We start from the raw sequence: 23,231 nt of genomic DNA, 5'->3' as shown, positions 1-23,231 counted from the left end.
GGCCGGCACGCCGACACCGTCGAGGCGGTCGAGCGCCGGTGGCTCGAGGGCGGTCATCCCGGGGTCGAACCCGCGAGGCGGGCGCCGCACGCGGAGATCGGGGAGTCGAGCGACGGCGAGCCGGGTGGCGCGGAAGAGGCGTGGTCCGACGAGTTGGCCGGTGGGGTGTCCAGCGACCTGGTCGACCCGGCGAAGCCCATCCCGCTGGAACGCGACCGGCTCGGCGTGGGCACGTACGTGTCGATGCTGGGTGCACCTGCTCCTGGCGATGGATCTGTTCGTCGTGGTGGTCGGCGTCGACCCGCGCTGGCTCGTGGGTTCCCTGCGCAGCCACTACGCGGGGGTCCTGCACGACGCCGACAGCGCCGCGTCACCGTGGCGGGTCCTGCCGGAGGACTACCTCGAGAAGATCATCAACATTCCCTTCACGCTGCCCGGCATGGCCAAGGGCCACCTGGGCTCGGTCCTGCGGTCCATGGTCGAGAGCGAGGCGCCGGTGGCCAGGCCGGCACCCGCGCCGTCACCCGCGTCGGACGATCGAGTGCCGTCCGAGGGACTGGCCGTCGAACCGGGGGCACAGCTGGACACCCCACGTGCCGCGACACCGGCCCGACCGCTGACCGGGCCGGAGCTGGAGTTCCTGGACGCGCTCGGCCCGCTGGTCGACACCCCGCGTGCGGCGAAGCGGCTGCTCAACGTCTACCGGATGATCCGCGCGACCCGGGACCTCGGCGACCAGGACCGGCCGGGCGAGTTCCAGGCGGTGGTCGTGCTGCTCGGGATCACCGCCGCGGCGCCCTCGCCGGCAGCGGACGTGCTCGACGCGCCACGGGGAGCCGATGTCCGAGGCGGACTCGCGCACCACGACCTGGTCACGCTGCTGAACCTCGCCGTCTTCCAGGCGTGGGTGCCGCACGTGCGGCGGTTCTCCTACGTCAGCCGCTGATCGCCGAGGCGATCGTCGGTCAGTCGTCGGGGTTCCCGACGAACGTGAACATGCGCGCGCCCACGGCCAGTGGTCGTGGGGTGGCGTGGAAGCGGTGGGCGCCGACGCCGAAGCCAGCGTCAGGGGCGGACAGCCAGTGGCGGGTGAAGCCGCGGTCCTCGAACCAGTCGCAGATCAGCGGCACGAGGTCAGGGGCGCCGCGGTGGCGGGTCCAGATGACGGTGCCGCCCGTCCGGCACAGTTGGGCGCAGTGGTCGACGGTCCGCTCGACGTCCTCGTCGCTGATGTTGCCGAACACGCCGCAGACCAGCACGAGGTCCGCCGGGGCCAGGTCGCGGTAGTGGTCGGTGAGCGAGGCGTCGGCCGTCAGCACCTCCACCCCGGTCAGGCCGGCCGCCCGAGACGTCGCCTCGGCGATCGCCGCGTTGCGCGGGTCCAGCTCGACGAGACGCGCGCGGACGTCGTGGCGGCGGGGGTGGTCGACGAGCACTTCCAGCAGGTCACGGCCCTGGCCGGCGCACAGGCTGAGCACCCGCAGCGGCCCGGGCGGGCGGTCGTCCAACGCGGCCCGGACCTGCGCCTGGACGGCCCGCAGCCTTCGCGCGAGCCCCGAGTCCGGGCGGTCGTAGTCGGCGTGCCACCCGTGCCAGTCCACGCCCGCGAACCTACCGTCCGTGACGGTCGCGTGGCCGGCGGTTGAAGACCCGACGTAGGTGGGTGAGCCGCGGGCGGTGGTTCTGGCATCATCTCGAAAGTGACAATCACTGGCGAGATCCGGGGCGCCGGCCCGCGCCGTCCGCCGCCGCGCTGGAAGATCACTTCGCTGGAAGTGCTCTGCGTGCTGCTCGTGGCGGCGCTGCTGCTGCAGGACTGGCTGGTCACCGTGCTCGACGTGCCGGTGCTGCGCACGGCGTCCACGGTGTTCGTCGCGGTGTGCGTGCAGGCGCTGCCGTTCCTCGTCCTCGGTGTGCTGATCAGCGGCGCGATCGCGGCGTTCATCCCGGCCAACGTCCTGCGCCGCGCGTTGCCGAGGAGGACCGCGCTGGCCGTGCCCGTCGCCGGGGTCGCCGGGGTGGCCCTGCCCGGCTGCGAGTGCGCGGCCGTGCCCGTCTCCCGCCGCCTGATGCAGCAGGGCGTGGCGCCCGCCGTGGCGCTGACGTTCCTGCTCGCGGCGCCCGCCGTGAACCCGATCGTGCTCGTGTCCACGGCCGTGGCGTTCCCCAACGCGCCGATGATGGTGCCCGCGCGGTTCGTCGGCGCGCTGCTCACCGCCGTCGTCATGGGCTGGCTGTGGACCCGGTTCGGCAAGGCCGAGTGGATCGCCGAACGCGCGCTGCGCCGCCTGCCCGACCACGACGGCACGTCCCGCTGGCTGGTGTTCGCCGAGACCGCGCGGCACGACCTGGTCGACGCGGGCGGGTTCCTGGTGCTCGGCGGCGTGTTCGCGGCGGCGTTCAACGTCCTCGTGCCGCAGGCCTGGCTGGAGACGCTGGGCGGTCAGATCGTGCTGGCCGTGGTGGTGCTGTCGCTGCTGGCCGTGGTGCTGGCGCTGTGCAGCGAGGCCGACGCGTTCGTCGCGGCCTCCATGTCGGCGCTGCCGCTGCTGCCGCGGCTCGTGTTCCTGGTGGTCGGCCCGGCGGTCGACGTCAAGCTCATCGCGCTGCAGGCGGGCGCGTTCGGCAAGTCCTTCGCGGCGCGCTTCGCACCCGCTACGTTCGTGGTGGCGATAGCGTCGGCCCTGGCGGCGGGAGCGGTGTTCCTGTGAGGCGTGAGAACCCATGAGGCGTGAGACGCAGAACATCCTGCTGGTCCTGCTCGGCGGCGCGCTGCTGAAGCTCGCGCTGACCGGCACGTACCTGCGGTACGTCAAGGAGTCGTTGCAGCCGTGGCTGGTCGTGACCGGCGGCGTCATGGTGGTGCTGGCCCTGGTGTCGATCGTGCGTGACATCCGCGGCGGCCAGGCGCAAGCCGGCGCGATCGAGCACGCCGGGCACGAGCACGGCACGTCGCGCAGCCCCTGGATGCTGCTGCTGCCCGTGTTCGCGGTGTTCCTGATCAGCCCGCCGGCGCTGGGCGCGGACACGGTCAACCGGTCCGACCGCAACGCCGCCCAGGAGGCCAAGGCGTCGAGCGGGTTCGCGCCGCTGCCGTCCGACGACGTCGTCCCGCTCACCATCTCCGAGTTCGTCACCCGCACCGCGTGGGACGACTCCGGCTCGCTGGACGACCGCACGGTCAAGCTCACCGGGTTCGTGGTCCGCAAGAACGCCGACGTGTTCATCGCCCGGCTGACCATCTCGTGCTGCGCCGCGGACGCCTCGCCGGTCAAGGCGAAGATGGCGGGTCAGGACTTCGCCGCGCTGCCGACCGACCAGTGGGTCGAGGCCACCGGTCGGGTGGTGCCCGGCTCGGCGACCAAGGAGAGCGCGTTCGTGCCGACGTTCACCGTGTCGCAGATCGTGCCGATCACCGCGCCCGAGGACACCTACGAAGGCTGAGCTACGACGGCTGGGCCGGGGCACGACCTTCGGCACAGCAGTCGTGGCACGTGCCGAAGATCTCCACGGTGTGGCTGACCTCGACGAACCCGTTCTCCGCCGCGACCCGGTCGGCCCACTTCTCCACCGCCGGGCCCTCGACCTCCACGGTGCGGCCGCAGCCGCGGCACACCAGGTGGTGATGGTGGTGCTGGGAGCAGCGGCGGTAGATCGCCTCACCGGAGTCGGTGCGCAGCACGTCGACCTCGCCGGCGTCGGCCAGGGACTGCAACGTGCGGTAGACCGTGGTCAGGCCGATGCCCTCGCCGCGTTTGCGCAGCTCCTCGTGCAGTTCCTGGGCCGAGCGGAACTCGCCGAGCGAGTCCAGCAGCTTGGACACGGCCGTGCGCTGCTTGGTCGAACGCAGCCCGGGCACCGCGGTGGTCGGGCGCTCGCTAGTGGTCACATCTCCTCCGTCCGGGGAGTCCGGTCGGTCTGGTTGATACCACGCGGCGGCCCCTCGTCCACATGGGTCACCGCGTCCACCACGATGTGCGCGAGGTGCTCGTCGACGAGCCGGTACACGACCTCGCGGCCGTGCCGCTCGCCGTGCACCACACCCGCGGCCTTGAGCACCCGCAGGTGCTGGCTGATCAACGGCTGGGCCACGCCCAGCGCCTCGACCAGCTCGTGCACGCACCGGTCGGCCTCGCGCAGTTGCAGCACGATCGCGATCCGCACCGGCGCGGCGAGCGCCCGCAGCAGCTCGCCGGCCGCGGACAGGGTCCGGGTGGGCTGCCGCGGCGCCGGTGGGGGCACACGGCGTTCCGGGGAGTGCACGTGCTCGCCCCGCACTCCGACCGTCACGGCGCCTCCCACGTGGTATGGATTTTCACCACCGATACTACGGCGCTAGAGCACGGACACCGTGATGAGCACCAGCACGGTGAGAACGAGCAGTCTCAATACGCGTGCGCTCGGGGTGAGCAGGGGCCACGTCGTGGCGAGCAGGACCGCCACGCCGAGCGCCAGCACGCCGAGCAGCAGCGCACCCACCGTGCCCTGAATCCACACACCTGCCACGAACAACGCCAAGACCAGCAAGAACGCCGCCGGCGCGGGCACCCGCGAGAGCGGTCCGGCACCGGGGATCAGGGTCCGCTTCGAGTCACCAGCCACCGTGGCATCCTTGCACCGTGCTGCTCGTGTGCCGCTTCACCGTGGCGGAAACCGGAGTCGAAGCGTTCACCGAGCGTGTCGACCGGGCGTTGGCCCTGCTCACCGCCCAGCCGGGCTGCCGACGCGCCCAGCTGTCGCGGTCGACCGACGAGGCGGACCGCTTCGTGCTGACGGTCGAGTTCGACTCCGTGGTGGCCTACCGGCGGGCGCTGTCGCCGTTCGAGGTGCGCGAGCACGTCATCCCGCTGCTGTCCGAGGCGAGCACCGACGAGCCCGCCGCCTACGAGCCGCTGCTGGTGGCCGCCGACGGCGCGGTCCGCCGCGAGGTGAGCCTGCTGGCGCGCGACGCGGGCACCGTCCGCCTCGGCGAAGCCGCCGGTCCGGCCACCCCGCGCTGAACGGCGCCGTCACCGGAACGCGTGCACGGGTGTGGCCCGGTCGCCCGAGGGCTGCCCGACGGCAAGGACTACCCTGGCAAGCCCCGTTTCCGTCCCTTTCTGCATCTCCCGATGGAGTGTCCGTGGCAGCCGATCGCATCGAGACCGTCGTCAGCCTGTGCAAGCGTCGCGGGTTCGTCTACCCGTGCGGCGAGATCTACGGCGGCACCAGGTCGGCCTGGGACTACGGTCCGCTCGGTGTCGAGCTGAAGGACAACATCAAGCGCCAGTGGTGGAACTTCATGGTGCGCGGGCGCGAGGACGTCGTGGGCCTCGACTCGTCGGTGATCCTGCCGCGCGAGGTGTGGGCGGCGTCCGGGCACGTCGAGGCGTTCGTCGACCCGCTGATCGAGTGCAACTCGTGCCACAAGCGGTTCCGGCAGGACACGCTGGTCGAGGAGTACGCCGAGCGCACCGGCAAGCAGGTCGCCGAGGGCGACGTCTCCGACGTGCCGTGCCCGAACTGCGGCACCCGCGGCCAGTACACCGAGCCGAAGATGTTCAACGGCCTGCTCAAGACCCACCTCGGCCCGGTCGAGACCGACGAGGGCCTGCACTACCTGCGCCCGGAGACCGCGCAGGGCATCTTCACGAACTTCCTGAACGTGCAGACCACGTCGCGTCGCAAGCCGCCGTTCGGCATCGGCCAGATCGGCAAGAGCTTCCGCAACGAGATCACGCCGGGCAACTTCATCTTCCGCACGCGCGAGTTCGAGCAGATGGAGATGGAGTTCTTCGTCGAGCCGGGCACGGACGAGGAATGGCACCAGTACTGGATCGACGAGCGCACGCGTTGGTACAACGAGCTGGGCATCTCCAAGGAGAACCTGCGGCACTACGAGCACCCGCAGGAAAAGCTGTCGCACTACTCGAAGCGCACCGTCGACATCGAGTACCGGTTCCAGTTCGGCGGCCAGGAGTGGGGTGAGCTGGAAGGCATCGCCAACCGCACCGACTTCGACCTGAACACCCACTCGGAGCACTCGGGCGTCGACCTGTCGTACTTCGACCAGGCCACCAACTCCCGCTACCGGCCGTTCGTGATCGAGCCCGCCGCGGGCGTCGGCCGGCCGATGATGGCGTTCCTGCTGGAGGCCTACACCGAGGACGAGGCGCCGAACGCCAAGGGTGGCGTGGACAAGCGGGTCGTGCTGCGCCTGGACCGCAGGCTGGCGCCGGTGAAGGCCGCCGTGCTGCCGCTCTCGCGCAACGCCGACCTGTCGCCGAAGGCGAAGGACCTGGCCAACGCCCTGCGCAAGCACTGGAACATCGAGTTCGACGACGCGGGCGCCATCGGCCGCCGCTACCGCAGGCAGGACGAGATCGGCACGCCGTTCTGCGTGACGGTCGACTTCGACACCCTCACCGACCACGCCGTGACGGTGCGGGAACGCGACACCATGTCGCAGGAGCGCGTCTCGATGGACCAGTTGGAGGGGTACCTCGCCGCCCGCCTGATCGGCGCCTGACCCTCACGCGTGGGCGCGGTGTTCGGACGGGCTCACGCCGCGTTCCCGTTTGAACGCCGTGCTCAGCGCGAACGGGGTGCTGTAGCCGACCTGGCGGGCCACCGCGGCGACCGTCGCGGACGGTTCGCGCAGCAGGTCTGCGGCCAGGGTGAGGCGCCAGTCCGTCAGGTAGGCCATCGGCGGTTCGCCGACCAGTTCGGTGAACCGCCTGGCCAGCGCCGCCCGTGACACGCCGACCGCGTCGGCCAGCGTGCCCACTGTCCACGGCCGCGCCGGGTCGCCGTGCAGCAGGCGCAGCGCGCGTCCCACCACGGGGTCGGCGTGCGCCGAGTACCAGGTCGGCGTCTCCGCCTCCGGACGGCAGAACCACGACCGCAGCACGGAGATCAGCAGCAGGTCGAGCAGGCGGTCCAGCACCGCCTCCTGACCCGGCTCGTCACGGGTGATCTCGTCGGCCAGCAGCGGCACCAGGGGCAGTTCCGCGCGCGGCACCACGAGGAACGGCGGCAGCACCGACAGCAGTCGCCTGCTCACCTCGCCGTCCAACTGGTAGGTGCCGCTGAGCATCACCACCGACCCGTCGGGGTTCGCGCCCCACGTGCGCACGCCGAGGCCCCACTGCTCGCACAGCGCGGCGCCGTCCGGCGTGGTGGTGATCTCGCCGGGGTGGACCACCGCCTGCACGGGCGTGCCCGGGTCGTCGGCCAACGCGTACGGGTCCGGCCCGCGCAGCACCGCCACGTCACCGGCGCCCAGCCGCACGGGCTCGCCGTCGTGCGGCAGCAGCCACCCGTCGCCGCGCACCATCGCGACCACGGTCAACGGCGCGCGGTCCTCGATGCGCAGCGACCACGGCGGGTCCAGGACGGTGCGCATGAGGAACGCGCCACGGGCGCGCGGCCCGTCCAACAACCCGGCGAGAACGTCCACGCGCGCAAGCTTAAGACGCTCGCGTATGCGATCGAGGCGTCCAGCGATGGAAAGTCCAGGACCCGTCGACTTGACTGGGCACCATGTTCCCCACGGTGACGATCATCGCGGCCCTCGGCTGCGGGATGATGGCTGGAGTCTTCTTCGCGTTCTCCGCGATGGTCATGCCCGGTCTGCGGCGGGCCGAGCCTGCGGTCGGCCTCGCCGCCATGCGGGCGATCAACCTCGCCGTGGTGAACCCCGCGTTCATCGGCGTCTTCCTCGGCACGGCGGTCGTCGGCGTGGTCGCGGCGTTCGAGGGCGACCCGTTGGCGTGGGCGGGCGCGGCCCTCTACGGCCTCGGCGGGATCGTGCTCACGGGCGCCTTCCACATCCCGCGCAACGACCAGCTGGAACGGCGCGGCACGACCGAGTACTGGACCCGCTACCTCCGCGAGTGGGTGCCCATGAACCACCTCCGGGCGCTGCTCTCGCTCGCCGCCGCCGCGTCGTTCACCCTGGCGGCCCTCAACTAGCGCCGCGGCCCGTTCACCGGCCCGGACGGCCGCAGCACTTCTTGTACTTGACGGCCGAGCCGCACCAGCAGGGCGCGTTGCGGGCGGGCGGCCAGTCGATCGTGCCGCCCTCCGCGACGATCTCGTTCAGGCACGCCATGCGGGTGCCCTCGTCGGCGGGATCGCCACCCGTCCTGGCCGCGAAGTCGGAGAGCCGGGCGACGGTCAGGGGCACCATGGTGATCCGGGCGACGCCGGACTCGGACAGCTCGCGGTTGGCGGCCTCGCGGTCGGCGATGGCGACGTCCACGTCGGCGTGCTGCACCACCTGCGGCCAGGTGTCGTGCGCGCGGGCGATCTCGTCGCGAGGCCAGAACAGCACCCGCGCCTCCTGCGGCGACGCCGGTGGCGTCAGGGCGCGGGCGAAGTCCTCCGCGTGGTCTTCCAGGGACTCGACCGACTCGTCCAGCTCGTCCGGGGGCATCGCCAGGGCTCGGCGCACGCGTCGCCGGCCGGCCAGGACGTTGTTGGCGTAGGAGACGAACCCGAACTCGCCCTCCCGCTGCGCCAGCTCCTCCTCGGTCAACCGGGACACGGCCATGTTGAACCAGGTCAGCGCCTCGTCGAGGGCGCCGCGTTCCTCCAGCAGCTCGGCCGCCAGGTGGTACGGCGCCGGTGCCGACGGCCGCTCGCGCCGAAGGGTGTCGAGCTGGGCCTGGGCCTGCTCGACCCGGTCGAGGTCGAACAGCACGTCGGCCAGCGCCACGCGGGCCTCGTCGGCGTCCTCACCGCCCTCGGCGACGACCTGCTCCAGCAGCGCGATGGCGCGGTCGTCGTCGCCGGCTCGGCGCCACGCGTCGGCTGCCTCCATCAAGATCTGCGCCCGCTCGTCCGGGTACTGCGCCAGATCGGCTTCCAGTTGTGCGGCGATGTCCGAGGCCGTTCCCGTCTCCACCCGACGCAGGATATTCTGATCACTCAGAGTGATCGGAATCGCCGGTGAATGACCTGCGTCACGAACCATCGAGTGAATATCGGTGCGGAGTGCGGGATGGCGGTTCGGGATTAACCGTCACGTCACCCGGCTTCGTGAGACTTGATCACGGGCGCGACTCATCGGGGGGTGTCATGGCGCGTGTTGTTGTCGTCGCAATCGCTTTGGCGCTCGTCGCCGTGCTCGCCCCGTCGCCGTTCGGCCACGTCGGCGTCGTGCAGGCCGTCCCGGTCGGCCACGTCGTGGCCGGCTCCGAGGAAGAACCCGTCCGCGAGTGCCGCAAAGGCCCCGAGCCGCGATCTTCGTCCACCCGATCGTGGCCGGCCAGACCCGCTGCGCCGTCGTGCCGCGAGATCCCCCGCACGACCCGCCGCCCCACCCCGGGCACCGGCCCGCCCGTAGGACGAGGCCGCGAAGAACACCTCAGATCCTGGACGACACCGTCGGCTCTCCAGGTGTTCCGGAACTGATCGTCACCCCACCGCCAGTAGATCGCATCGTCCGACCACCGACGAGTGGGGTAAATCGAATGGAATTCCGTCAACGGCTCCGGCATGCCCGCACGCGGTCACCTCGCGATTCCCAGGAAATGGGACGAGGGCCCGCCGACGAGCCGCTATCCGTCATGCGCACGAACTCACGCACGGTGAACGTCCCGGCGGGTGACGCGTGAGCACCCGGACCGAACGACCGACCCAACCGACCTTCTGGCCCGACGTCGGCGCGTCGCTGGTGGTGTTCCTGGTGGCGCTCCCGCTGTGCGTGGGCATCGCCGTCGCCTCCGGCGTGCCCGCGGAACTGGGCATCATCACCGGCGTGGTGGGCGGCCTCGTGGTCGGCCTGCTGCCCGGCAGCACCATGCAGGTCAGCGGCCCGGCGGCGGGCCTGACCGTGCTGGTCGCGGACACCGTCGCCGAGCACGGCCTGGGCGCGCTCGGCCTCATCGTGCTCGGCGCGGGCCTGCTCCAGGTGGCGATGGGCCTGCTGCGGCTGGGCCGCTGGTTCCGCGCCATCTCGCCCGCCGTGGTCCAGGGCATGCTCGCGGGCATTGGCCTGGTGCTGGTGCTGAGTCAGCTCTACCCGTTCGCCGGGCAGGACCAGCCCGGCACGACCGGCGCGAAGTTCGCCGGCCTGGCCGACCTGGCCCGGACCGCGCTGACGACGGCGGTCGGGTTGAGCGGCTTGGCCGTCGGCGTGCTGACCCTGGTCGTGGCGTGGCTGTGGAAGCGCACGCCGTGGCGCGCCGTGCCGGGGATGCTGGTGGCCGTCGTGGTCGCCTCGGCGGTGGGCGTGCTGCTCCCGTTGCCGCGCATCTCGGTCGGTCCGCTGACCGACGTGGTGTCCCTGGTCGACTTCTCCCTGCTGGACGCCGGCGTGCTGGGCGCGATGTTGACGTTCGCGCTCGTGGCGTCGGCGGAGAGCCTGTTCAGCGCGGCGGCCGTGGACCGGATGCACAGCGGGCCGCGCACGAGGTACAACCGGGAGCTGGTCGCGCAGGGCGTCGGCAACGCGGTGTGCGGTGTGCTCGGCGCGTTGCCGATGACCGCCGTGATCGTGCGCAGCGCGTCCAATGTGGACGCGGGCGCCCGCACCCGGCTGTCCCGCGTGCTGCACGGGGTGTGGTTGCTGGTGTTCGTCGTGCTGCTGCCGGGCGTGCTGTCGTACGTGCCGTTGGCGGTCCTGGCCGCGCTGCTGGTGCAGGCGGGCTGGAAGCTCCTGGCGCCCAAGCAGGTCCTGGCCCTGGCCCGCGCGGACCGGGCGGAAGCCGGCGTCCTGGTGCTCACCGCGGGTCTGATCGTGCTGACGGACCTGCTCACCGGAACCCTCGTCGGCCTGCTGGCGGCGGTGGTCAAGACGGCCTGGGACATGTCCCGCCTGACCGTCACGGTGACCGCGCACGGCGAGGACCACCACCACGTGGCGGTGCGCGGCAACGCGACGTTCCTCAAGCTGCCGGGCCTGCTGGAAACCCTGGAGGCCGTGCCGGACAGCAAGCACGTCCGCGTGGACCTGACCGGCGTCCGCCACCTCGACCAGGCGTGCGGCCAGGCGATCGACCACTGGGCCGCGCGACGCGGCAGCGTGGAGCTGATCCACCCGGTGTTCGACTGAGCAGACCCCCGGCGCGGCGACCCCGCGCCGGGGGCCTCACCCCGCGGTCCGCCGGGCGTGGTTGGCGTGCTTGCGCGCCGCGAACTCGTGCGCCTCGGCGAGCAAGGCCTGGACGTCGTCGAACGTCGTCCTGATCGGCGACACCACGCAAACCCAGTGCTGGGACGCGTAGACAGGGTGCGGCATCAACCGATCCGACTCCGTGTAGTCGAACCCGGTGTCGAACACCCCGTGCTCGTCGCGCCGGGTCGGCACGGCGCCGAACCGGGCGGTGTAGGTCGCCTTCGTCAGCCCGACGTTGAGCCGGTAGACCCCCGGCCTGCCCAGGTCGGAGACCTGCTCGTAGTTGTCACTGCTGACGATCGTGGCGAAGGGCAGCTGCCGTTCGGGCGGGAGGTCGCCGTCCGGGTCGTAGAGGAAGAACGTGTCGCCGTACGCCTCCATCACCCGGGTGCCGGCGAAGGTCGAGCTGATGAGTCCGGTCAATTCCTCGGCGTTCACATCTTCAAGCGTATCGTTGAAGTGCTAATACAAACTTCGGTGGAGATTCGCCTGATCGCTTGCGCAAAACCTTCAAGTCCGGGTCAAGCCCGCAGGCGGAACATGGAGAGGTCGTAGCCGTTGAGGCTGCCGGTGATCTGCTTGTCGCCGGCGGTGTACTGGAGTGACGTGAGAAGTTCTTTGGACAGGAACGCACCCTCCACGGGATAGGTCGCGCCTCTCTCGCTGATGCGGCGGGACAGCTGGCCGGCCAGGTATTGGGCCAAGCTGTTGTGCTTGCCGACGCCGCTGCCGCCGATTTCGACCTTGAGCTCGTCGGCCACATCGGGGTAGGCGGCGTCCAGCTTGATCGCCAGCTGGTAGGCGGTGATGAACGGGCGGCCGAAGTGGTGGCCGGACGGGTTCACGATGGGAACGGCGCCGAGCACCGCGCGGACCTTGTCGAGAACGCCGAGCCTGACCCAGACGCTCATCTGTTCGCACCTCCGTGGGAGTGGGGTCGGTCGGGTGTTCATCTGCTCCTGGGACGAGGCGTTACACCGCGATCATGGCAATCGGCACGCTCCTCTGGTTTGCGGTGGATGCCGGTGCTGATCGCCGTTCGGCCGGCTCGGTGGGGTTGATGCGACCGCAGTCCGGCTGGTTCAGCCGGACTGATCGGTGAGCGCGGCGACCAGCGTGCTCGTGACCGCCGTCAGCAAGTCCTTCGCGGCCTGTTCGGCGACACCCGGCTGGATCGACAGGGCGGCCACGGCGTAGCGGTCCGCGACGACGCCCGCGCTGTGCAGGTGGAAGTCCGCCGGCAGGTACCACATCCAGCCCTGCTTGGCGTACGCGTCGGTGCCCGGCGCGAGCAGGCCGTACGCCTGGTCGAAGCCGTCCGCGGCGGTGGGGGAGGCGGCGGACAGGGCGCTCACGATGAAGTCGCGGTGGGCGGCCGGGAGGTCGGTCACGATGTGGCGGTAGAGCGAGGTGACGTCGCCCGCCGACATCTCCACGTCGCCCCACTGGGAGGCGTCCGCGGGAGCGCGGGTGGCGGTCAGGCCGACCTGGGCGGCCACCCGGTCGACCGCGCCCATGCCGTCGTGCCACGTCCACAACGCGTTCATCGCCTCGTCGTCGCTGAGGCTGAGCGCGCGGCGCAGGCGGTCGAGGTCGGCGGCGGGCGCCTCGCCGGACGTGAGCATGTCCACGGCCACCACCAGCTTGCTCAACGACGCCGAGGGGAACGGGACGTCGGCGTGGTGGCCGGCCGCCGCACCCGTCTCCAGGTCGACGACCGCCAGCCCGAGGTCGACGCCGCCGGCGACCTCGACCGCCCGCGCCACCGCCGCCGAGAGGTCCGGGGCAGGTGCCTCGGCGGCACGTGGCGCGGCCGGACGCGGGGTTTCCGCCGAGGTGCTCGCGGCGCTCGGCGGCGCGGCCGATGACTGCGCGGCGCACTCCGTGTCGCTCTGGCCCACCGACGCGACCACGCCCGCGATCACCGCGACCGCGACCACCCACCAGCGTCTTCCCACACCTCAACAGTCCGTTTCACAACCGCCTGACGTCGAGCGATTCCTCCTGTGCGGTTCCTGAAGATTCGTCACGTCGCACCACGTACGCGCCGCCGTTGCGCCGTTCGGACACCGCCTCCACGAGTTCGGCGCCGTGGTAGACGAGCCCGGCGCCGTCGTCGGTGCAGTGCGTCACCGGCAGCACGCCCGCCGCCACCGCCGCGTGGATCGTCGGCCGCCGCGCCGCCTCGCTGTCGTAGTGCACGCCGTTGCCGTACGGCAGGAAGCCGAGACCGTTGGTGATCACGCGCAGCTCCGGCCCGAACGAGTCCGTCGAACCGCCCAGGAACCAGCAGATCGACCCGGCGGACACGCCACCGAGCACGACGCCGTCCAGCCACGCGGCCCGCAGCGCCGACCCCAGGTCGTGCACCTCCCACACGGCCAGCAGGTTCGCCACCGAGCCACCGCCCACCCACACGACGTCGTGCGCGCCGAGGAAGCCCGCGACGTCGGTGGTCGGCGGCATGGTGAACAGGTTCAGGTGCGACACCTCCCAGCCCGCCAGCTGCCCGGCTTCGGAGATGTCCGCGTTGAACCACCGCTGGTCGCCCGAGGCCGTGCCGACGTGGCACAGCCGCGGCTTGCGGCCGTGCACCCCGGACAGGTCGACGGCGTGGTGGACGAGTCGGTGGAACTCCAGGTTGGTGCGCCGCCCGGCGCGGAATCCGCCTGAGGTCGCCACGATCGTCGGCTGGTCTGCTGCCATGCGTGCGATCCTGGCAGCGCTCACGCCCGAGCGGGTGTGGAATCATCCCCCGCGTGACGTTCCTGCCGAGACTCCGCAGGCTTGCCACGCGCGTCGTCCTCGGCGGCCTCGTGATCGGGCTCCTCGTCGTCGGCGGCACGGCGTTCCGCGTGTGGCAGGTGGCCCGCGAGGACGACCGCGCCCACGCCGACATGGCCGTGGTCCTCGGCGCGGCCCAGTTCAACGGCGTGCCGTCCGACGTCCTGGAGGCACGGCTGGAGCACGCGCGCCGGCTGTACGAGCAGGGCGTGGTCAACTACATCGCCACCACCGGCGGCAGGCAGCCCGGCGACAACTTCACCGAGGGCGAGGCCGGCCGGATGTGGCTGGAGGCGCACGACGTGCCCGCCGACCGGATCCTCGAAGTCGGCGAGGGCACCGACACGCTGGGCAGCATCCGGGCGCTCGCCGCCGCCGCCCGCGCCAAGTCCCTCACCACCGCCGTGATCGTCAGCGACCCGTGGCACTCCCTGCGCGCCCGCACGATGGCCGAGGACGAGGGCCTGTCCGCGTGGACGTCGCCGACCCGCAGCGGGCCGAACGTGCAGACCCGCCAGACCCAGCTGTTCTACATCCGCCGCGAGACCGGCGCGCTGCTCTACTACCACCTGATGAAGGCGCCGGCCGGCGCGTTCGACGGCATCCTGCTGTAGACCACTTACCCTGGGCCGATGAGTCAGGGCTACACCGGGCACGACTCCGCGCGGCTGCTCCCCGAGCAGCCCAAGACAGCGGTGCTGCCCGGAGCGCGCACCGAGCGCCGCTCGCCGTTCTCCCGCGACCGGGCCCGCGTCCTGCACTCGGCGGCGCTGCGCCGGCTCGCGGGCAAGACCCAGGTCGTCGGCCCCGGCGAGGGCGCGGAGGTGACCGGCGTGCCGCGCACCCGGCTCACCCACTCGCTGGAGGTCGCCCAGATCGGCCGGGGCATCGGCGAGGAGCTCGGCTGCGACCCGGACGTGGTCGACACCGCCGGCCTCGCCCACGACATCGGGCACCCGCCGTTCGGCCACAACGGGGAACGCGCGCTCGACGAGCTGGCCGGGCCGTGCGGCGGCTTCGAGGGCAACGCCCAGACCCTGCGCATCCTCACCCGGCTGGAACCCAAGACCGCCAAGGGCCTCAACCTGACCCGCGCGTGCCTCGACGCGGCCACCAAGTACCCGTGGACCCGCCGTCCCGGGATGGTGAAGTTCGGCGCCTACGACGACGACCTCGACGTGTTCACGTGGGTCCGCGAGGGCGCGCCCGAGGGGAAGCGGTGCCTGGAGGCGCAGGTCATGGACTGGGCCGACGACGTCGCCTACTCCGTGCACGACGTGGAGGACGGCGTGCTGGCGCACCGGATCAGCCTGGCCGCCCTCGGCGACCCGGAGGAGCGCGCCGCCATCGCGGGTCTGGCCGCCAAGCACTTCTCCGACGAGCCGACGTCCGTGCTCGAAGGCGTCGCCACCGACCTGCTCGGCCTGCCCGTGATCGCCGAGCTGGCCGAGTACGACGGCTCGCTGCGCGCCCAGGTGGCGTTGAAGCGGCTCACCAGCGAGCTGGTCGGCCGGTTCGCGTCCGCCGCCGTGGGCGCGACCCGCGAGGTGCACGGCGACGGCCCGCTGAGCCGCTACCAGGCCGACCTGGTCGTGCCGCCCCGGGTCGCGGCCGAGGTGGCGCTGCTCAAGGCGGTCGCGGTCCGGTACGTGATGAGCGACCCGTCGCGGCTGGCCATGCAGGCGCTGCAACGCGAACTGGTCGCCGAGCTGGTCCACCTCCTGCTGGTGCGCGCACCGGACACCCTCGACCCCGCGTTCCACCCCGCGTGGGCCGCCGCCGGCACGGACGCCGAACGGCTGCGCGTCGTGGTCGACCAGGTCGCCTCGCTCACCGACGCCCAGGCCGTGGCGTGGCGGCGGGCGCTCGCCGACAGCGCCCCCGAACCCCTGTGACCGGTGGCACACTCGACGCCATGGCCGATGAGTCCAGAAGACCGCCAGGCCGTCCTTGGCCGTGGCGCAGACCGACCCGCGACCCGGTGCACGTCGGTGCCGAGTTCCCGTACGACGGGTGGGACGACGAGCCCGGCGACGACGGCTCCGCCGGGGTGCGCGAACCACGCCACCCCCAGCCGCTCGGACCCACGAGCGGCGCGGGCGAACGTCCGATCCCGGACGAGCCCATAGCGCTTAAGGAGACCCAGTGCCTGATCGAGCGCACCTGACGTTCGCCCTCACCCTCCACGACGCCGTCGCGCCCGACCGCACGCGCAACGCCTGCTGGTCGCCGTACTCGGTGGCCAGCGCGCTCGGCATGACGGCGCAGGCGGCCCGTGGCGAGACGGAGGCCGAACTGGTCGCGCTGCTCGGCGCGGACCACGCCAAGGTGCTCAAGGGCGCGGTGGTGGGCGACGACGCCGAGTTCGCCGTGGCCAACACGCTGTGGGCGTGGGACGAGCTGCCGCTCAACGAGGGCTTCCTCACCGACCTGGCCGGGTGGCCGGGCGCGAAAGCCCGCTCCGCGCCGTTCGCCGGTGACCCGGAAGGCGCCCGCAAGCTCATCAACGCCGACGTGGCCGAGACGACCCGGGGGCTGATCCCCGAGCTGCTGGCCGCCGGCGCGATCACGTCCGACACGGTCGCGACGCTGGTCAACGCGCTGTACCTGAAGTGCGCGTGGAGCGAGGAGTTCCCCGAGCACGACACGGCCGACCTGCCGTTCCGCGGCGCGGGGACCGTCGCCACCATGCGCCGCGAGGGCAACATGCGGTATGCGCAACGTGACGGGTGGCAGGCCGTGGCGCTGCCCGCGCGCGGCGGTGTCGAGGCGGTCGTGCTGCTGCCGGACGGCGACCTCGGCGGCACCGAAGGCGTGCCCGAGGTGCTGGAGGCGTTGGACCACGACCGGATCGAGCTGTTCCTGCCCAAGCTGAAGCTGTCCGTGAACGTCTCGCTCGCCGAGTCGTTGCAGCAGGTCGGCGTGCGCACGATGTTCGGCCGGAACGCCGACCTCACCGGGCTGAGCCCCGACCCGCGGCTCTACGTGGACGACGTGGTGCACGAGGCCGTGCTCAGGCTGGACGAGCAGGGCTTCGAGGGCGCCGCCGCGACCGCCGTGGTGATGCGCATGACCTCGTTCATCCCGGCCGAACCCGCCCGCACGGTCCGCGTCGACCGGCCGTACCTGCTGCTGGTCCGGCACGCCGACACGGGCGCGATCTTCTTCCTCGCCCAAGTCGCCAAGCCGTGAGTTGGCGAGGTGCAATAGATTCAAGCAGCACAGGTCCGGGTTCAGCCCGGGAGCGACAGTTTCCCTTGATAGGTCCTCACCCGTTCGGCAAACCGGGGGCACTGCGCCGCAATGAGCTGGCCCGCCAAGTCGGCACGGGTGCTCCGCTGAATCCAGTACATCGTTTGCTCGCGGGTCACGAGCTGCACCAGGGCTGGCGCGCTGTCGTCGACCAACACGAAAAAGTCGTCAGGTTTGTAAGCCTCATAGGGCATCGAGTCCGGCTCTCGGCCGGAGATGGTGAAACCGCTGTCGGCGGTCAGGACGATATCCGCCCGGCAGGCCACGGCCGCAGCGTGCACGTGCCGGTCGTCGCCGTCCCCACCAGGGAACGAGTCGTCAACGGAGAAGTCCTCGACCCTGCCTCCCTCGAAAGTACCGGCGATTCGATCGCGTATTGAGGTGATCTTCGCGCCGTTCCATTCCGGATGGTTTCGACGTAGCCGGTAGATCGTCTCCGCAAGCACGTCCTCCGTCCAGTAGACGGTATAAACCTCCCCGGATGAACTCAATTGCAACAGTGCGAGCCAGTCTCGCAGAGTGCGGGAGTACAGCACATTCGCATCGACGAAGACTCTCGTGGGTGCCACCGCGAGAGGCTAACTGTCGACCAGGTCCTCGGTGTGGCCGGGGCAACAGTTCGCAAGGCGAGTGTCATTCGTCTTCCAGGGCTCGTAGTTCATTGAATGCGGCCAACTGGCGTTGCCGGCGCGCATGTCGCTCCTGCAGGACGTCGGCCGTTCGCAAGCGGGTGTGCGAGCCGACCTTGTGCGAGGGAATCTCACCGGCGTCGATCTTGCGCATCAAGGTCGGGCGCGAGATGCCCAGTAGTTGGGCCGCGGCGGTGGTCGTCAGTTCCTCCGGCATCGCGCTGACGGTGACGACGTGCCCCTGCGCCACGGCCTGGACGACCTGGGCGATGATCGCCGACAACTCGTCCGGCACCGGGACGGCTTCGCCTCGCGCCTCGGTCAAGGCGGTGAATCGAGCACCGCGGGAGGGGAGCTGGGTCATCAGCGCCTGTGCTTGCCGCTGGTCGCGTTCGTCCGCCAGCACGACATCACGATCAGCCGTGGCCACTACCGTCGACACTGCCACCACTCCCTCAGTAAGGGCTGCACTTACAACCGATCGTCGTTGCACTTATATGTGCAACATGTCTTCATCGAACCACGCCCGTTGTGTGGATGCAACCTCGTTCATCCCGGCCGAACCCGCCCGCACGGTCCGCGTCGACCGGCCGTACCTGCTACTGGTCCGGCACGCCGACACGGGCGCGATCTTCTTCCTCGCCCAAGTCGCCAAGCCGTAGCTGTCACGTCTCGGCGGCCCTCCTCGTCCACCGGGTGAAGACCCGAAACGAGGAGGGGACATGGCACCCAGGATCCCGGTCGTCACGACCAAGCAGGCCAACCCGCTGGTGAAGTTCGCCTACCGGTTCGCCAAGAAGCGGTTCGGCGCGGTGCCGGAGCCGTTCACGGTGGCCGCGCACCACCAGCGGCTGTTCGTCGCGAGCGCACGGCACGAGATGGCCGTGGAGAAGGCCGCCAAGACGCTGCCCGTGTCGTTGCGCGAGCTGGTGGTCTACCTGACCGCGGTGAAGCTCGGCTGCTCGTGGTGCGTCGACTTCGGCACCATGCTGATCAAGCACGAGGGCCTGGACATCGACCGGCTCAAGGAGATCCACGACTACCGGACCTCGGACAAGTACACCGAGCTGGAGAAGCTGGCCCTCGCCTACGCCGACGCGATGACCGAGACCCCGACCGCCGTCACCGACGAGCAGGTCGCCGAACTCGACCGGCGGCTGGGCCACCAGGGGCTGGTCGAGCTGACCTACCTGATCGCGCTGGAGAACCAGCGCGGCCGGTTCAACTCGGCGTTCGGCATCACCGACCAGGGCTTCACCTCGGGTGACGCCTGCCGGGTGCCGCTGCCGTAGGCGGTGTCAGGAACCAGCGGGGAACGGCACGTGGCCGAGCTTGTCCGGGTTCGACATGTCGTACACGCCGGCCACCTTGCCGTCCCGCACCACGACCGCCTCGACCCTCGGCGTGAGCTCGCCCTGGGCGCCGAACACCAGCCCGACGTCGCCGTTGACCAGCGCGGGCCGCCCCTCGACCGCGCCGTACCGGCGCAGCAGGCCGAGGACGAAGCGCGCCACCTTGTCCGCGCCGCTGATGACGCGGGCCGCGGTCTTGGCCTTGCCGCCGCCGTCGCCGACGAGCACCACGTCCGGGTGCAGCAGGCCGATCACCGCGTCGACGTCGCCGGTGGCCAGGGCCCGGAGGAACCGCTCGAGCACCTCGCGCTGCTCCTCCAGCGCCACCCGCGGCGGCGGATCGGCGTCGGCCGCCGCCTTGCGCCCACGTGAGGCGTGCTGACGGGCCGTCGCGACCGTGCAGCCCAGGGCGTCGGCGATCTCCGCGAACGGCACGCCGAACGCGTCGTGCAGCACGAACGCCACCCGCTGCTCGGGCGTGAGCCGGTCGAGCACCACCAACGCCGCCAACCGCACGCCGTCGTCGCGCACCACCGCGTCCAGCGGGTCGTCCTCGCCCGAGGTGACCAGCGGCTCGGGCAGCCACTGCCCGACGTACCGCTCCCGCCGCACCGCCGCCGACCGCAGCCGGTCCAGGCAGATCCGGCCCACCACGGTCGTCAGCCAACCGCGCAGGTCCCGGATCTCGGCACGGGCCTGCTCGCCCAGACCGGCCAGCCGCAGCCACGCCTCCTGCACCGCGTCCTCGGCGTCCGAGACGCTGCCGGTGAGCCGGTAGGCCACGCCCACCAGGTGGGAGCGGTGGCCGGTGAAGGTCGAGGCCAGGGTCTGCTCGCCGGTGGTCACGGGCACCAGTCTGCCAGCACTAGACTCGCTCGACGTGGCAGGACGCATCCGGGAGAGCGACGTCGCATTGGTGCGTGACCGGAGCCGGATCGACGAGGTCGTGGGTGACCACGTCTCCCTGCGCGGAGCCGGCGCCGGCGCGTTGAAGGGCCTGTGCCCGTTCCACGACGAGAAGTCGCCGTCGTTCAACGTCCGCCCCTCGCACGGCACGTTCCACTGCTTCGGCTGCGGCGAGGGCGGCGACGTCATCGCGTTCGTGATGAAGATCGAGCACCTCGGGTTCGTGGAAGCCGTCGAACGGCTGGCCGACCGGGCGGGCATCCAGCTCACCTACGAGGGCGGCGGCGCGACCGTCCAGCGCGACCGGGGCACCCGCAGCAGGCTCATCGAGGCGCACCGGGTCGCCGCCGAGTTCTACGCCGAGCAGCTGGCCACGCCGGACGCGCTGGCCGCACGGGAGTTCCTGGCGCAACGCGGTTTCGACGAGGCGGCGGCACGGCAGTTCGGCTGCGGTTTCGCGCCCGGCGGCTGGGACAAGCTCACCAAGCACCTCCTCGGGCGCGGGTTCGAGCTCACCGAGCTGATCAAGGCCCAGCTGACCAAGGAGGGCAGGCAGGGCCCGATCGACCGGTTCCACCGCAGGCTGCTGTGGCCGATCCGGGACATGGGCGGCGAGGTCGTCGGCTTCGGCGCCCGCCGGATCTTCGACGACGACCCGATCCAGGCCAAGTACCTCAACACCAGCGAGAGCCCGATCTACAAGAAGTCGCAGGTGCTGTTCGGGCTGGACCTGGCCAAGCGGGAGATCGCCAAGCGCAGGCAGGCCGTGGTGGTCGAGGGCTACACCGACGTGATGGCCATGCACCTGGCGGGCGTGCCCACGGCGGTCGCGTCCTGCGGCACGGCGTTCGGCGCGGACCACATGAACGTGCTGCGCCGGCTGCTCATCGACGACTCGATGAACGGCGAGGTGATCTTCACCTTCGACGGCGACGCGGCCGGGCAGAAGGCGGCGCTGAAGGCGTTCGAGGGCGAGCAGGCGTTCTCCGCGCAGACCTACATCGCGATCGCGCCGGACGGCATGGACCCGTGCGAGCTGCGGCAGGACAAGGGCGACGTGGCCGTGCGCGACCTGGTGGCCCGCCGCACGCCGCTGTTCGAGTTCGCCATCAAGACGCGGCTGAAGGACTACGACCTCGACTCGGTGGACGGCCGGGTCGAGGCGCTGAAGGTCATGGTGCCGTTCGTGGCCCAGATCAAGGACCGGGCCAAGCGGGACGGTTACGCGACCCGGCTGGCCTGGTGGGTCGGCTGGGAGGACGAGGCGGCGGTGGTGCGCCGGGTGCGCGAGACGGCGACCGGCCGTGCGCCCGCGCCGGCACGGCGTGCCGCGCCCGTCGACCCGAACCAGGGCGCGCTGGCCGTGGACGTGGACGGGCCGACGCGCCCCGACCCGCGCGACCCGGCGCTGTGGGCGCAGCGGGAGGCGTTGAAGGCGGCGTTGCAGCTGCCCGAGATGGCCGGGCCGTACTACGACTCGCTGCCCGACGAGGCGTTCACGCACCCCGCGTACCTGGCGTTGCACCAGGCGATCCGGGAGGCGGGCGGCGCGTCGTCCGGGCTGTCGGGCCCGGCGTTCCTGGACGCGGTGTCGCAGGCGTGCAAGCAGCAGGCGGTGCGGTCGGTGCTGACCGAGCTGTCCGTCGAGCAGCTGCGGGTCAAGGCGGACGACGAGTACCGGTACGTGCAGGGCGTGCTGGCGCGGTTGCAGCAGATCCTGGTCGCCGGGCAGATCACCGAGATCAAGTCCCGGCTGCGGCGGGTGTCGCCGGTGGAGGAGCCCGACGAGTACCGGGCCCTGTTCGGCGACCTCATCGCGCTGGAGGACTACCACAAGGCGTTGGGCCAACAAGCGGCAGGCGGGCTGTGATGAAGCTGTTCCGGAGGATCTTCGGCTCGGGCGCGCCCGAGGGGTTCACCGGTGCGTTGGAGGCCGACGAGGTCGTGCTGGCGTCCGCGCCGGTCGGCTCCGAGTGGCTCGTGGCGACGTCGCACGGGCTGTGGGTGCCGGGCGCGGAGGAGCCCGGTCCGCGTCGGGTCGGGTGGCACCTGATCAGCAAGGCGACGTGGTCCGGCAACGCGCTGGCGGTGATCGAGGCCGTCGAGGAGGGCACGGCGGGCGAGGCCGTGCTGCTGCGCGACCTGGCGCCGCGGCGGTTCCCGCTGGAGACGCCGGGCAAGGTGCCCGAGGTCGTGCACGAGCGCGTGACCGGGTCGATCAAGTCGCGGGAGCACAACGCGACGGTCGGCGCGTGGTTCGTGCAGCGGAAGGTCACCGGGCGGGACGGCGTGGTGCTCCAGGTGCGTCCCGATCCCGGCGTCGACGTGGAGCGGGTCCGCGAGGTCGCCGCGTCGGTGGCGGCGAAGATCGCCAAGCTGCGCGGGTGACCGTTCCCGGCGTACGGTAGCAGTACGTTCGTACTGTTACTGGGGGTGCGCACATGTGGGATCCGGGCAAGTACCTCGCGTTCGCCGACCACCGGTCGCGGCCGTTCCACGAGCTGGTCGCACGGGTCGGCGCCACGTCGCCGCGGCGGGTCGTCGACCTGGGCTGCGGCCCGGGGAACCTGACCGCGTCGCTGGCCGAGCGCTGGCCGTCGGCCGTGGTGGAGGCGCTGGACTCGTCACCGGAGATGGTCTCGGCCGCGCGGGCGCGCGGAGTGGACGCGCGGGTCGGCGACGTGGCGACGTGGGCGCCCGAGCCGGACACCGACGTGGTGGTGACCAACGCGGTGCTGCAGTGGGTGCCGGGGCACGAGGACCTGCTCCGGACGTGGGTGCGCGCGCTGCCGTCCGGCGCGTGGCTCGCGATGCAGGTGCCGGGCAACTTCTCCGGGCCGTCGCACGAGCTGGTGCGCTCGCTGGTCGCCGAGGCGTGGCCCGCGTTGCACGGGCTGCTGCGGCCGTCGCCGGTGCTCGATCCGCAGGGGTACGCCGAGGTGCTCGACGGCTGTGCGGTGGACGCGTGGGAGACGACGTACCTGCAGCGGCTGGAAGGGGAGGACGCCGTGCTGGAGTGGATCACCGGGACGGCGCTGCGGCCGATCCGGGCGGCGCTGGACGACCGCGACTGGGCGGCGTTCCGCGGTCAGCTGGCGCCGCTGCTGCGTGAGGCGTACCCGCGGCGATCGGACGGCACGACCTGGTTCCCGTTCCGCCGGGTCTTCGCCGTGGCCCGGGTGCCGTAGCCGGGGCCGCCCCCTCGTG

29 protein-coding genes are annotated in these 23,231 nt (G+C 71.6%); 16 read left to right on the top strand and 13 right to left on the bottom strand.

Features of this window, described 5'->3' with window-relative positions; genetic code table 11:
* The first annotated feature begins 250 nt into the window (after nucleotides 1–250).
* Entirely contained in the window at nucleotides 251–946 is a 696-nt protein-coding gene (locus tag ADK67_RS45020) for a hypothetical protein (protein ID WP_053722753.1), read from the top strand.
* Between the two features lie 19 nt (nucleotides 947–965).
* Here the strand turns inward: ADK67_RS45020 and ADK67_RS45015 are convergent, their stop codons facing one another.
* Complete coding sequence (locus ADK67_RS45015; RefSeq protein ID WP_053722752.1) at nucleotides 966–1,601, bottom strand: class I SAM-dependent methyltransferase; 636 nt, start codon at nucleotides 1,599–1,601, stop codon at nucleotides 966–968.
* A gap of 99 nt (nucleotides 1,602–1,700) precedes the next feature.
* Between ADK67_RS45015 and ADK67_RS45010 the strand changes: the two genes are divergently transcribed.
* Together ADK67_RS45010 and ADK67_RS45005 are read left to right on the top strand one after the other, a co-directional pair.
* Nucleotides 1,701–2,711, top strand: coding sequence for a permease (locus ADK67_RS45010; protein WP_053722751.1), 1,011 nt, complete (start codon nucleotides 1,701–1,703; stop codon nucleotides 2,709–2,711).
* A 13-nt stretch (nucleotides 2,712–2,724) separates the two neighbouring features.
* Entirely contained in the window at nucleotides 2,725–3,444 is a 720-nt protein-coding gene (locus ADK67_RS45005; RefSeq protein WP_053722750.1) for a TIGR03943 family putative permease subunit, read from the top strand.
* Between the two features lies 1 nt (nucleotide 3,445).
* Here ADK67_RS45005 and ADK67_RS45000 read toward each other — a convergent pair whose 3' ends face one another.
* Genes ADK67_RS45000 through ADK67_RS44990 form a run of 3 tightly spaced genes read right to left on the bottom strand, consistent with a single transcriptional unit; the run spans nucleotide 3,446 to nucleotide 4,602 of the window.
* Nucleotides 3,446–3,889: a Fur family transcriptional regulator gene (locus tag ADK67_RS45000; protein ID WP_053722749.1), complete on the bottom strand. Its 444-nt coding sequence runs from the start codon at nucleotides 3,887–3,889 to the stop codon at nucleotides 3,446–3,448.
* Nucleotides 3,886–4,290 carry an ArsR/SmtB family transcription factor gene (locus ADK67_RS44995; protein ID WP_053722748.1) on the bottom strand — a complete coding sequence of 135 codons (405 nt, stop codon included), beginning with the start codon at nucleotides 4,288–4,290 and terminating at the stop codon, nucleotides 3,886–3,888. Before ADK67_RS44995 ends, ADK67_RS45000 begins: the two co-directional genes overlap by 4 nt.
* Before the next feature lie 45 nt (nucleotides 4,291–4,335).
* Complete coding sequence (locus ADK67_RS44990; protein WP_082404796.1) at nucleotides 4,336–4,602, bottom strand: DUF6703 family protein; 267 nt, start codon at nucleotides 4,600–4,602, stop codon at nucleotides 4,336–4,338.
* Nucleotides 4,603–4,619: 17 nt separating this feature from the next.
* Between ADK67_RS44990 and ADK67_RS44985 the strand changes: the two genes are divergently transcribed.
* Nucleotides 4,620–5,000, top strand: coding sequence for an antibiotic biosynthesis monooxygenase family protein (locus tag ADK67_RS44985; RefSeq protein WP_053722747.1), 381 nt, complete (start codon nucleotides 4,620–4,622; stop codon nucleotides 4,998–5,000).
* Nucleotides 5,001–5,122: 122 nt separating this feature from the next.
* The gene (locus ADK67_RS44980; RefSeq protein WP_053722746.1) at nucleotides 5,123–6,508 is read left to right on the top strand and encodes a glycine--tRNA ligase; all 1,386 of its coding nucleotides are present in this window, start codon (nucleotides 5,123–5,125) and stop codon (nucleotides 6,506–6,508) included.
* 3 nt (nucleotides 6,509–6,511) lie between these two features.
* Here the strand turns inward: ADK67_RS44980 and ADK67_RS44975 are convergent, their stop codons facing one another.
* Complete coding sequence (locus tag ADK67_RS44975; protein ID WP_053722745.1) at nucleotides 6,512–7,438, bottom strand: AraC family transcriptional regulator; 927 nt, start codon at nucleotides 7,436–7,438, stop codon at nucleotides 6,512–6,514.
* Nucleotides 7,439–7,533: 95 nt separating this feature from the next.
* On the opposite strand from ADK67_RS44975, the gene ADK67_RS44970 reads away from it, so the two are divergent.
* Nucleotides 7,534–7,953: an anthrone oxygenase family protein gene (locus ADK67_RS44970; RefSeq protein ID WP_231648684.1), complete on the top strand. Its 420-nt coding sequence runs from the start codon at nucleotides 7,534–7,536 to the stop codon at nucleotides 7,951–7,953.
* Between the two features lie 13 nt (nucleotides 7,954–7,966).
* On the opposite strand, the gene ADK67_RS44965 is transcribed toward ADK67_RS44970, so the two are convergent.
* A complete protein-coding gene (locus tag ADK67_RS44965; RefSeq protein ID WP_053722743.1) occupies nucleotides 7,967–8,887 on the bottom strand; it encodes an SEC-C metal-binding domain-containing protein in 921 nt (306 codons plus the stop codon).
* Nucleotides 8,888–9,595: 708 nt separating this feature from the next.
* Here ADK67_RS44965 and ADK67_RS44960 point away from each other — a divergent pair.
* Nucleotides 9,596–11,038 carry a SulP family inorganic anion transporter gene (locus ADK67_RS44960; RefSeq protein WP_053722742.1) on the top strand — a complete coding sequence of 481 codons (1,443 nt, stop codon included), beginning with the start codon at nucleotides 9,596–9,598 and terminating at the stop codon, nucleotides 11,036–11,038.
* Nucleotides 11,039–11,074: 36 nt separating this feature from the next.
* Here the strand turns inward: ADK67_RS44960 and ADK67_RS44955 are convergent, their stop codons facing one another.
* The 4 genes from ADK67_RS44955 to ADK67_RS44940 form a co-directional block, all read right to left on the bottom strand.
* A complete protein-coding gene (locus ADK67_RS44955) occupies nucleotides 11,075–11,539 on the bottom strand; it encodes a DUF6194 family protein (protein WP_053722741.1) in 465 nt (154 codons plus the stop codon).
* A gap of 83 nt (nucleotides 11,540–11,622) precedes the next feature.
* Entirely contained in the window at nucleotides 11,623–12,012 is a 390-nt protein-coding gene (locus tag ADK67_RS44950) for a hypothetical protein (RefSeq protein ID WP_053722740.1), read from the bottom strand.
* Between the two features lie 171 nt (nucleotides 12,013–12,183).
* The gene (locus tag ADK67_RS44945) at nucleotides 12,184–13,059 is read right to left on the bottom strand and encodes a serine hydrolase (protein WP_157621605.1); all 876 of its coding nucleotides are present in this window, start codon (nucleotides 13,057–13,059) and stop codon (nucleotides 12,184–12,186) included.
* 16 nt (nucleotides 13,060–13,075) lie between these two features.
* Nucleotides 13,076–13,807, bottom strand: coding sequence for a peptidase E (locus tag ADK67_RS44940; RefSeq protein ID WP_053722738.1), 732 nt, complete (start codon nucleotides 13,805–13,807; stop codon nucleotides 13,076–13,078).
* A 53-nt stretch (nucleotides 13,808–13,860) separates the two neighbouring features.
* Here ADK67_RS44940 and ADK67_RS44935 point away from each other — a divergent pair, with 53 nt between their 5' ends.
* Genes ADK67_RS44935 through ADK67_RS44920 form a run of 4 tightly spaced genes read left to right on the top strand, consistent with a single transcriptional unit; the run spans nucleotide 13,861 to nucleotide 17,077 of the window.
* Complete coding sequence (locus ADK67_RS44935) at nucleotides 13,861–14,499, top strand: YdcF family protein (RefSeq protein WP_082404792.1); 639 nt, start codon at nucleotides 13,861–13,863, stop codon at nucleotides 14,497–14,499.
* An 18-nt stretch (nucleotides 14,500–14,517) separates the two neighbouring features.
* A complete protein-coding gene (locus ADK67_RS44930) occupies nucleotides 14,518–15,780 on the top strand; it encodes a deoxyguanosinetriphosphate triphosphohydrolase (protein WP_053722737.1) in 1,263 nt (420 codons plus the stop codon).
* A 20-nt stretch (nucleotides 15,781–15,800) separates the two neighbouring features.
* The gene (locus tag ADK67_RS44925; protein WP_157621604.1) at nucleotides 15,801–16,052 is read left to right on the top strand and encodes a hypothetical protein; all 252 of its coding nucleotides are present in this window, start codon (nucleotides 15,801–15,803) and stop codon (nucleotides 16,050–16,052) included.
* Nucleotides 16,031–17,077, top strand: a complete 1,047-nt coding sequence (locus ADK67_RS44920) for a serpin family protein (protein WP_053722735.1) — start codon at nucleotides 16,031–16,033, stop codon at nucleotides 17,075–17,077. The genes ADK67_RS44925 and ADK67_RS44920 overlap by 22 nt, the downstream gene beginning before the upstream one ends.
* Before the next feature lie 41 nt (nucleotides 17,078–17,118).
* Here ADK67_RS44920 and ADK67_RS44915 read toward each other — a convergent pair whose 3' ends face one another.
* Nucleotides 17,119–17,706: a PIN domain-containing protein gene (locus ADK67_RS44915; protein WP_053722734.1), complete on the bottom strand. Its 588-nt coding sequence runs from the start codon at nucleotides 17,704–17,706 to the stop codon at nucleotides 17,119–17,121.
* Between the two features lie 64 nt (nucleotides 17,707–17,770).
* Nucleotides 17,771–18,208, bottom strand: a complete 438-nt coding sequence (locus ADK67_RS44910; RefSeq protein ID WP_231648683.1) for a helix-turn-helix domain-containing protein — start codon at nucleotides 18,206–18,208, stop codon at nucleotides 17,771–17,773.
* 91 nt (nucleotides 18,209–18,299) lie between these two features.
* On the opposite strand from ADK67_RS44910, the gene ADK67_RS54955 reads away from it, so the two are divergent.
* Both ADK67_RS54955 and ADK67_RS44905 read left to right on the top strand, forming a co-directional pair.
* On the top strand, nucleotides 18,300–18,428 hold the full coding sequence (locus ADK67_RS54955; protein WP_269436181.1) for a serpin family protein: 129 nt from the start codon (nucleotides 18,300–18,302) through the stop codon (nucleotides 18,426–18,428).
* A 60-nt stretch (nucleotides 18,429–18,488) separates the two neighbouring features.
* Nucleotides 18,489–19,058, top strand: a complete 570-nt coding sequence (locus ADK67_RS44905) for a carboxymuconolactone decarboxylase family protein (protein ID WP_053722733.1) — start codon at nucleotides 18,489–18,491, stop codon at nucleotides 19,056–19,058.
* Between the two features lie 6 nt (nucleotides 19,059–19,064).
* Here ADK67_RS44905 and ADK67_RS44900 read toward each other — a convergent pair whose 3' ends face one another.
* Nucleotides 19,065–20,012, bottom strand: a complete 948-nt coding sequence (locus ADK67_RS44900) for a sigma-70 family RNA polymerase sigma factor (RefSeq protein ID WP_053722732.1) — start codon at nucleotides 20,010–20,012, stop codon at nucleotides 19,065–19,067.
* Here ADK67_RS44900 and dnaG point away from each other — a divergent pair.
* The 3 genes from dnaG to ADK67_RS44885 are packed head-to-tail and all read left to right on the top strand — an operon-like array spanning nucleotide 19,999 to nucleotide 23,212.
* Nucleotides 19,999–21,894: a DNA primase gene (gene dnaG / locus ADK67_RS44895; RefSeq protein ID WP_053722731.1), complete on the top strand. Its 1,896-nt coding sequence runs from the start codon at nucleotides 19,999–20,001 to the stop codon at nucleotides 21,892–21,894. The two genes, ADK67_RS44900 and dnaG, sit on opposite strands and share 14 nt — an antisense overlap.
* Nucleotides 21,894–22,412, top strand: a complete 519-nt coding sequence (locus tag ADK67_RS44890) for a hypothetical protein (protein WP_053722730.1) — start codon at nucleotides 21,894–21,896, stop codon at nucleotides 22,410–22,412. Before dnaG ends, ADK67_RS44890 begins: the two co-directional genes overlap by 1 nt.
* Before the next feature lie 53 nt (nucleotides 22,413–22,465).
* Complete coding sequence (locus ADK67_RS44885; RefSeq protein ID WP_053722729.1) at nucleotides 22,466–23,212, top strand: trans-aconitate 2-methyltransferase; 747 nt, start codon at nucleotides 22,466–22,468, stop codon at nucleotides 23,210–23,212.
* Nucleotides 23,213–23,231: the final 19 nt, after the last annotated feature.

This window comes from Saccharothrix sp. NRRL B-16348 (genome assembly GCF_001280085.1).
GTDB lineage: Bacteria > Actinomycetota > Actinomycetes > Mycobacteriales > Pseudonocardiaceae > Actinosynnema.
Note: the sequence above shows the minus strand (reverse complement) of the source record. Positions and strands in the feature narration are given on the sequence as shown.

What these genes read in the sequence shown, in the direction of transcription:
- ADK67_RS45005 (WP_053722750.1), top strand. Translation starts at nt 2,725, where the DNA reads ATGAGGCGTGAGACGCAGAACATCCTGCTGGTCCTGCTCGGCGGCGCG.
- ADK67_RS44950 (WP_053722740.1), bottom strand. Translation starts at nt 12,012, where the DNA reads ATGAGCGTCTGGGTCAGGCTCGGCGTTCTCGACAAGGTCCGCGCGGTG.
- ADK67_RS44940 (WP_053722738.1), bottom strand. Translation starts at nt 13,807, where the DNA reads ATGGCAGCAGACCAGCCGACGATCGTGGCGACCTCAGGCGGATTCCGC.
- ADK67_RS44930 (WP_053722737.1), top strand. Translation starts at nt 14,518, where the DNA reads ATGAGTCAGGGCTACACCGGGCACGACTCCGCGCGGCTGCTCCCCGAG.
- ADK67_RS44925 (WP_157621604.1), top strand. Translation starts at nt 15,801, where the DNA reads ATGGCCGATGAGTCCAGAAGACCGCCAGGCCGTCCTTGGCCGTGGCGC.
- ADK67_RS44905 (WP_053722733.1), top strand. Translation starts at nt 18,489, where the DNA reads ATGGCACCCAGGATCCCGGTCGTCACGACCAAGCAGGCCAACCCGCTG.
- ADK67_RS44900 (WP_053722732.1), bottom strand. Translation starts at nt 20,012, where the DNA reads ATGCGTCCTGCCACGTCGAGCGAGTCTAGTGCTGGCAGACTGGTGCCC.
- ADK67_RS44890 (WP_053722730.1), top strand. Translation starts at nt 21,894, where the DNA reads ATGAAGCTGTTCCGGAGGATCTTCGGCTCGGGCGCGCCCGAGGGGTTC.
- ADK67_RS44885 (WP_053722729.1), top strand. Translation starts at nt 22,466, where the DNA reads ATGTGGGATCCGGGCAAGTACCTCGCGTTCGCCGACCACCGGTCGCGG.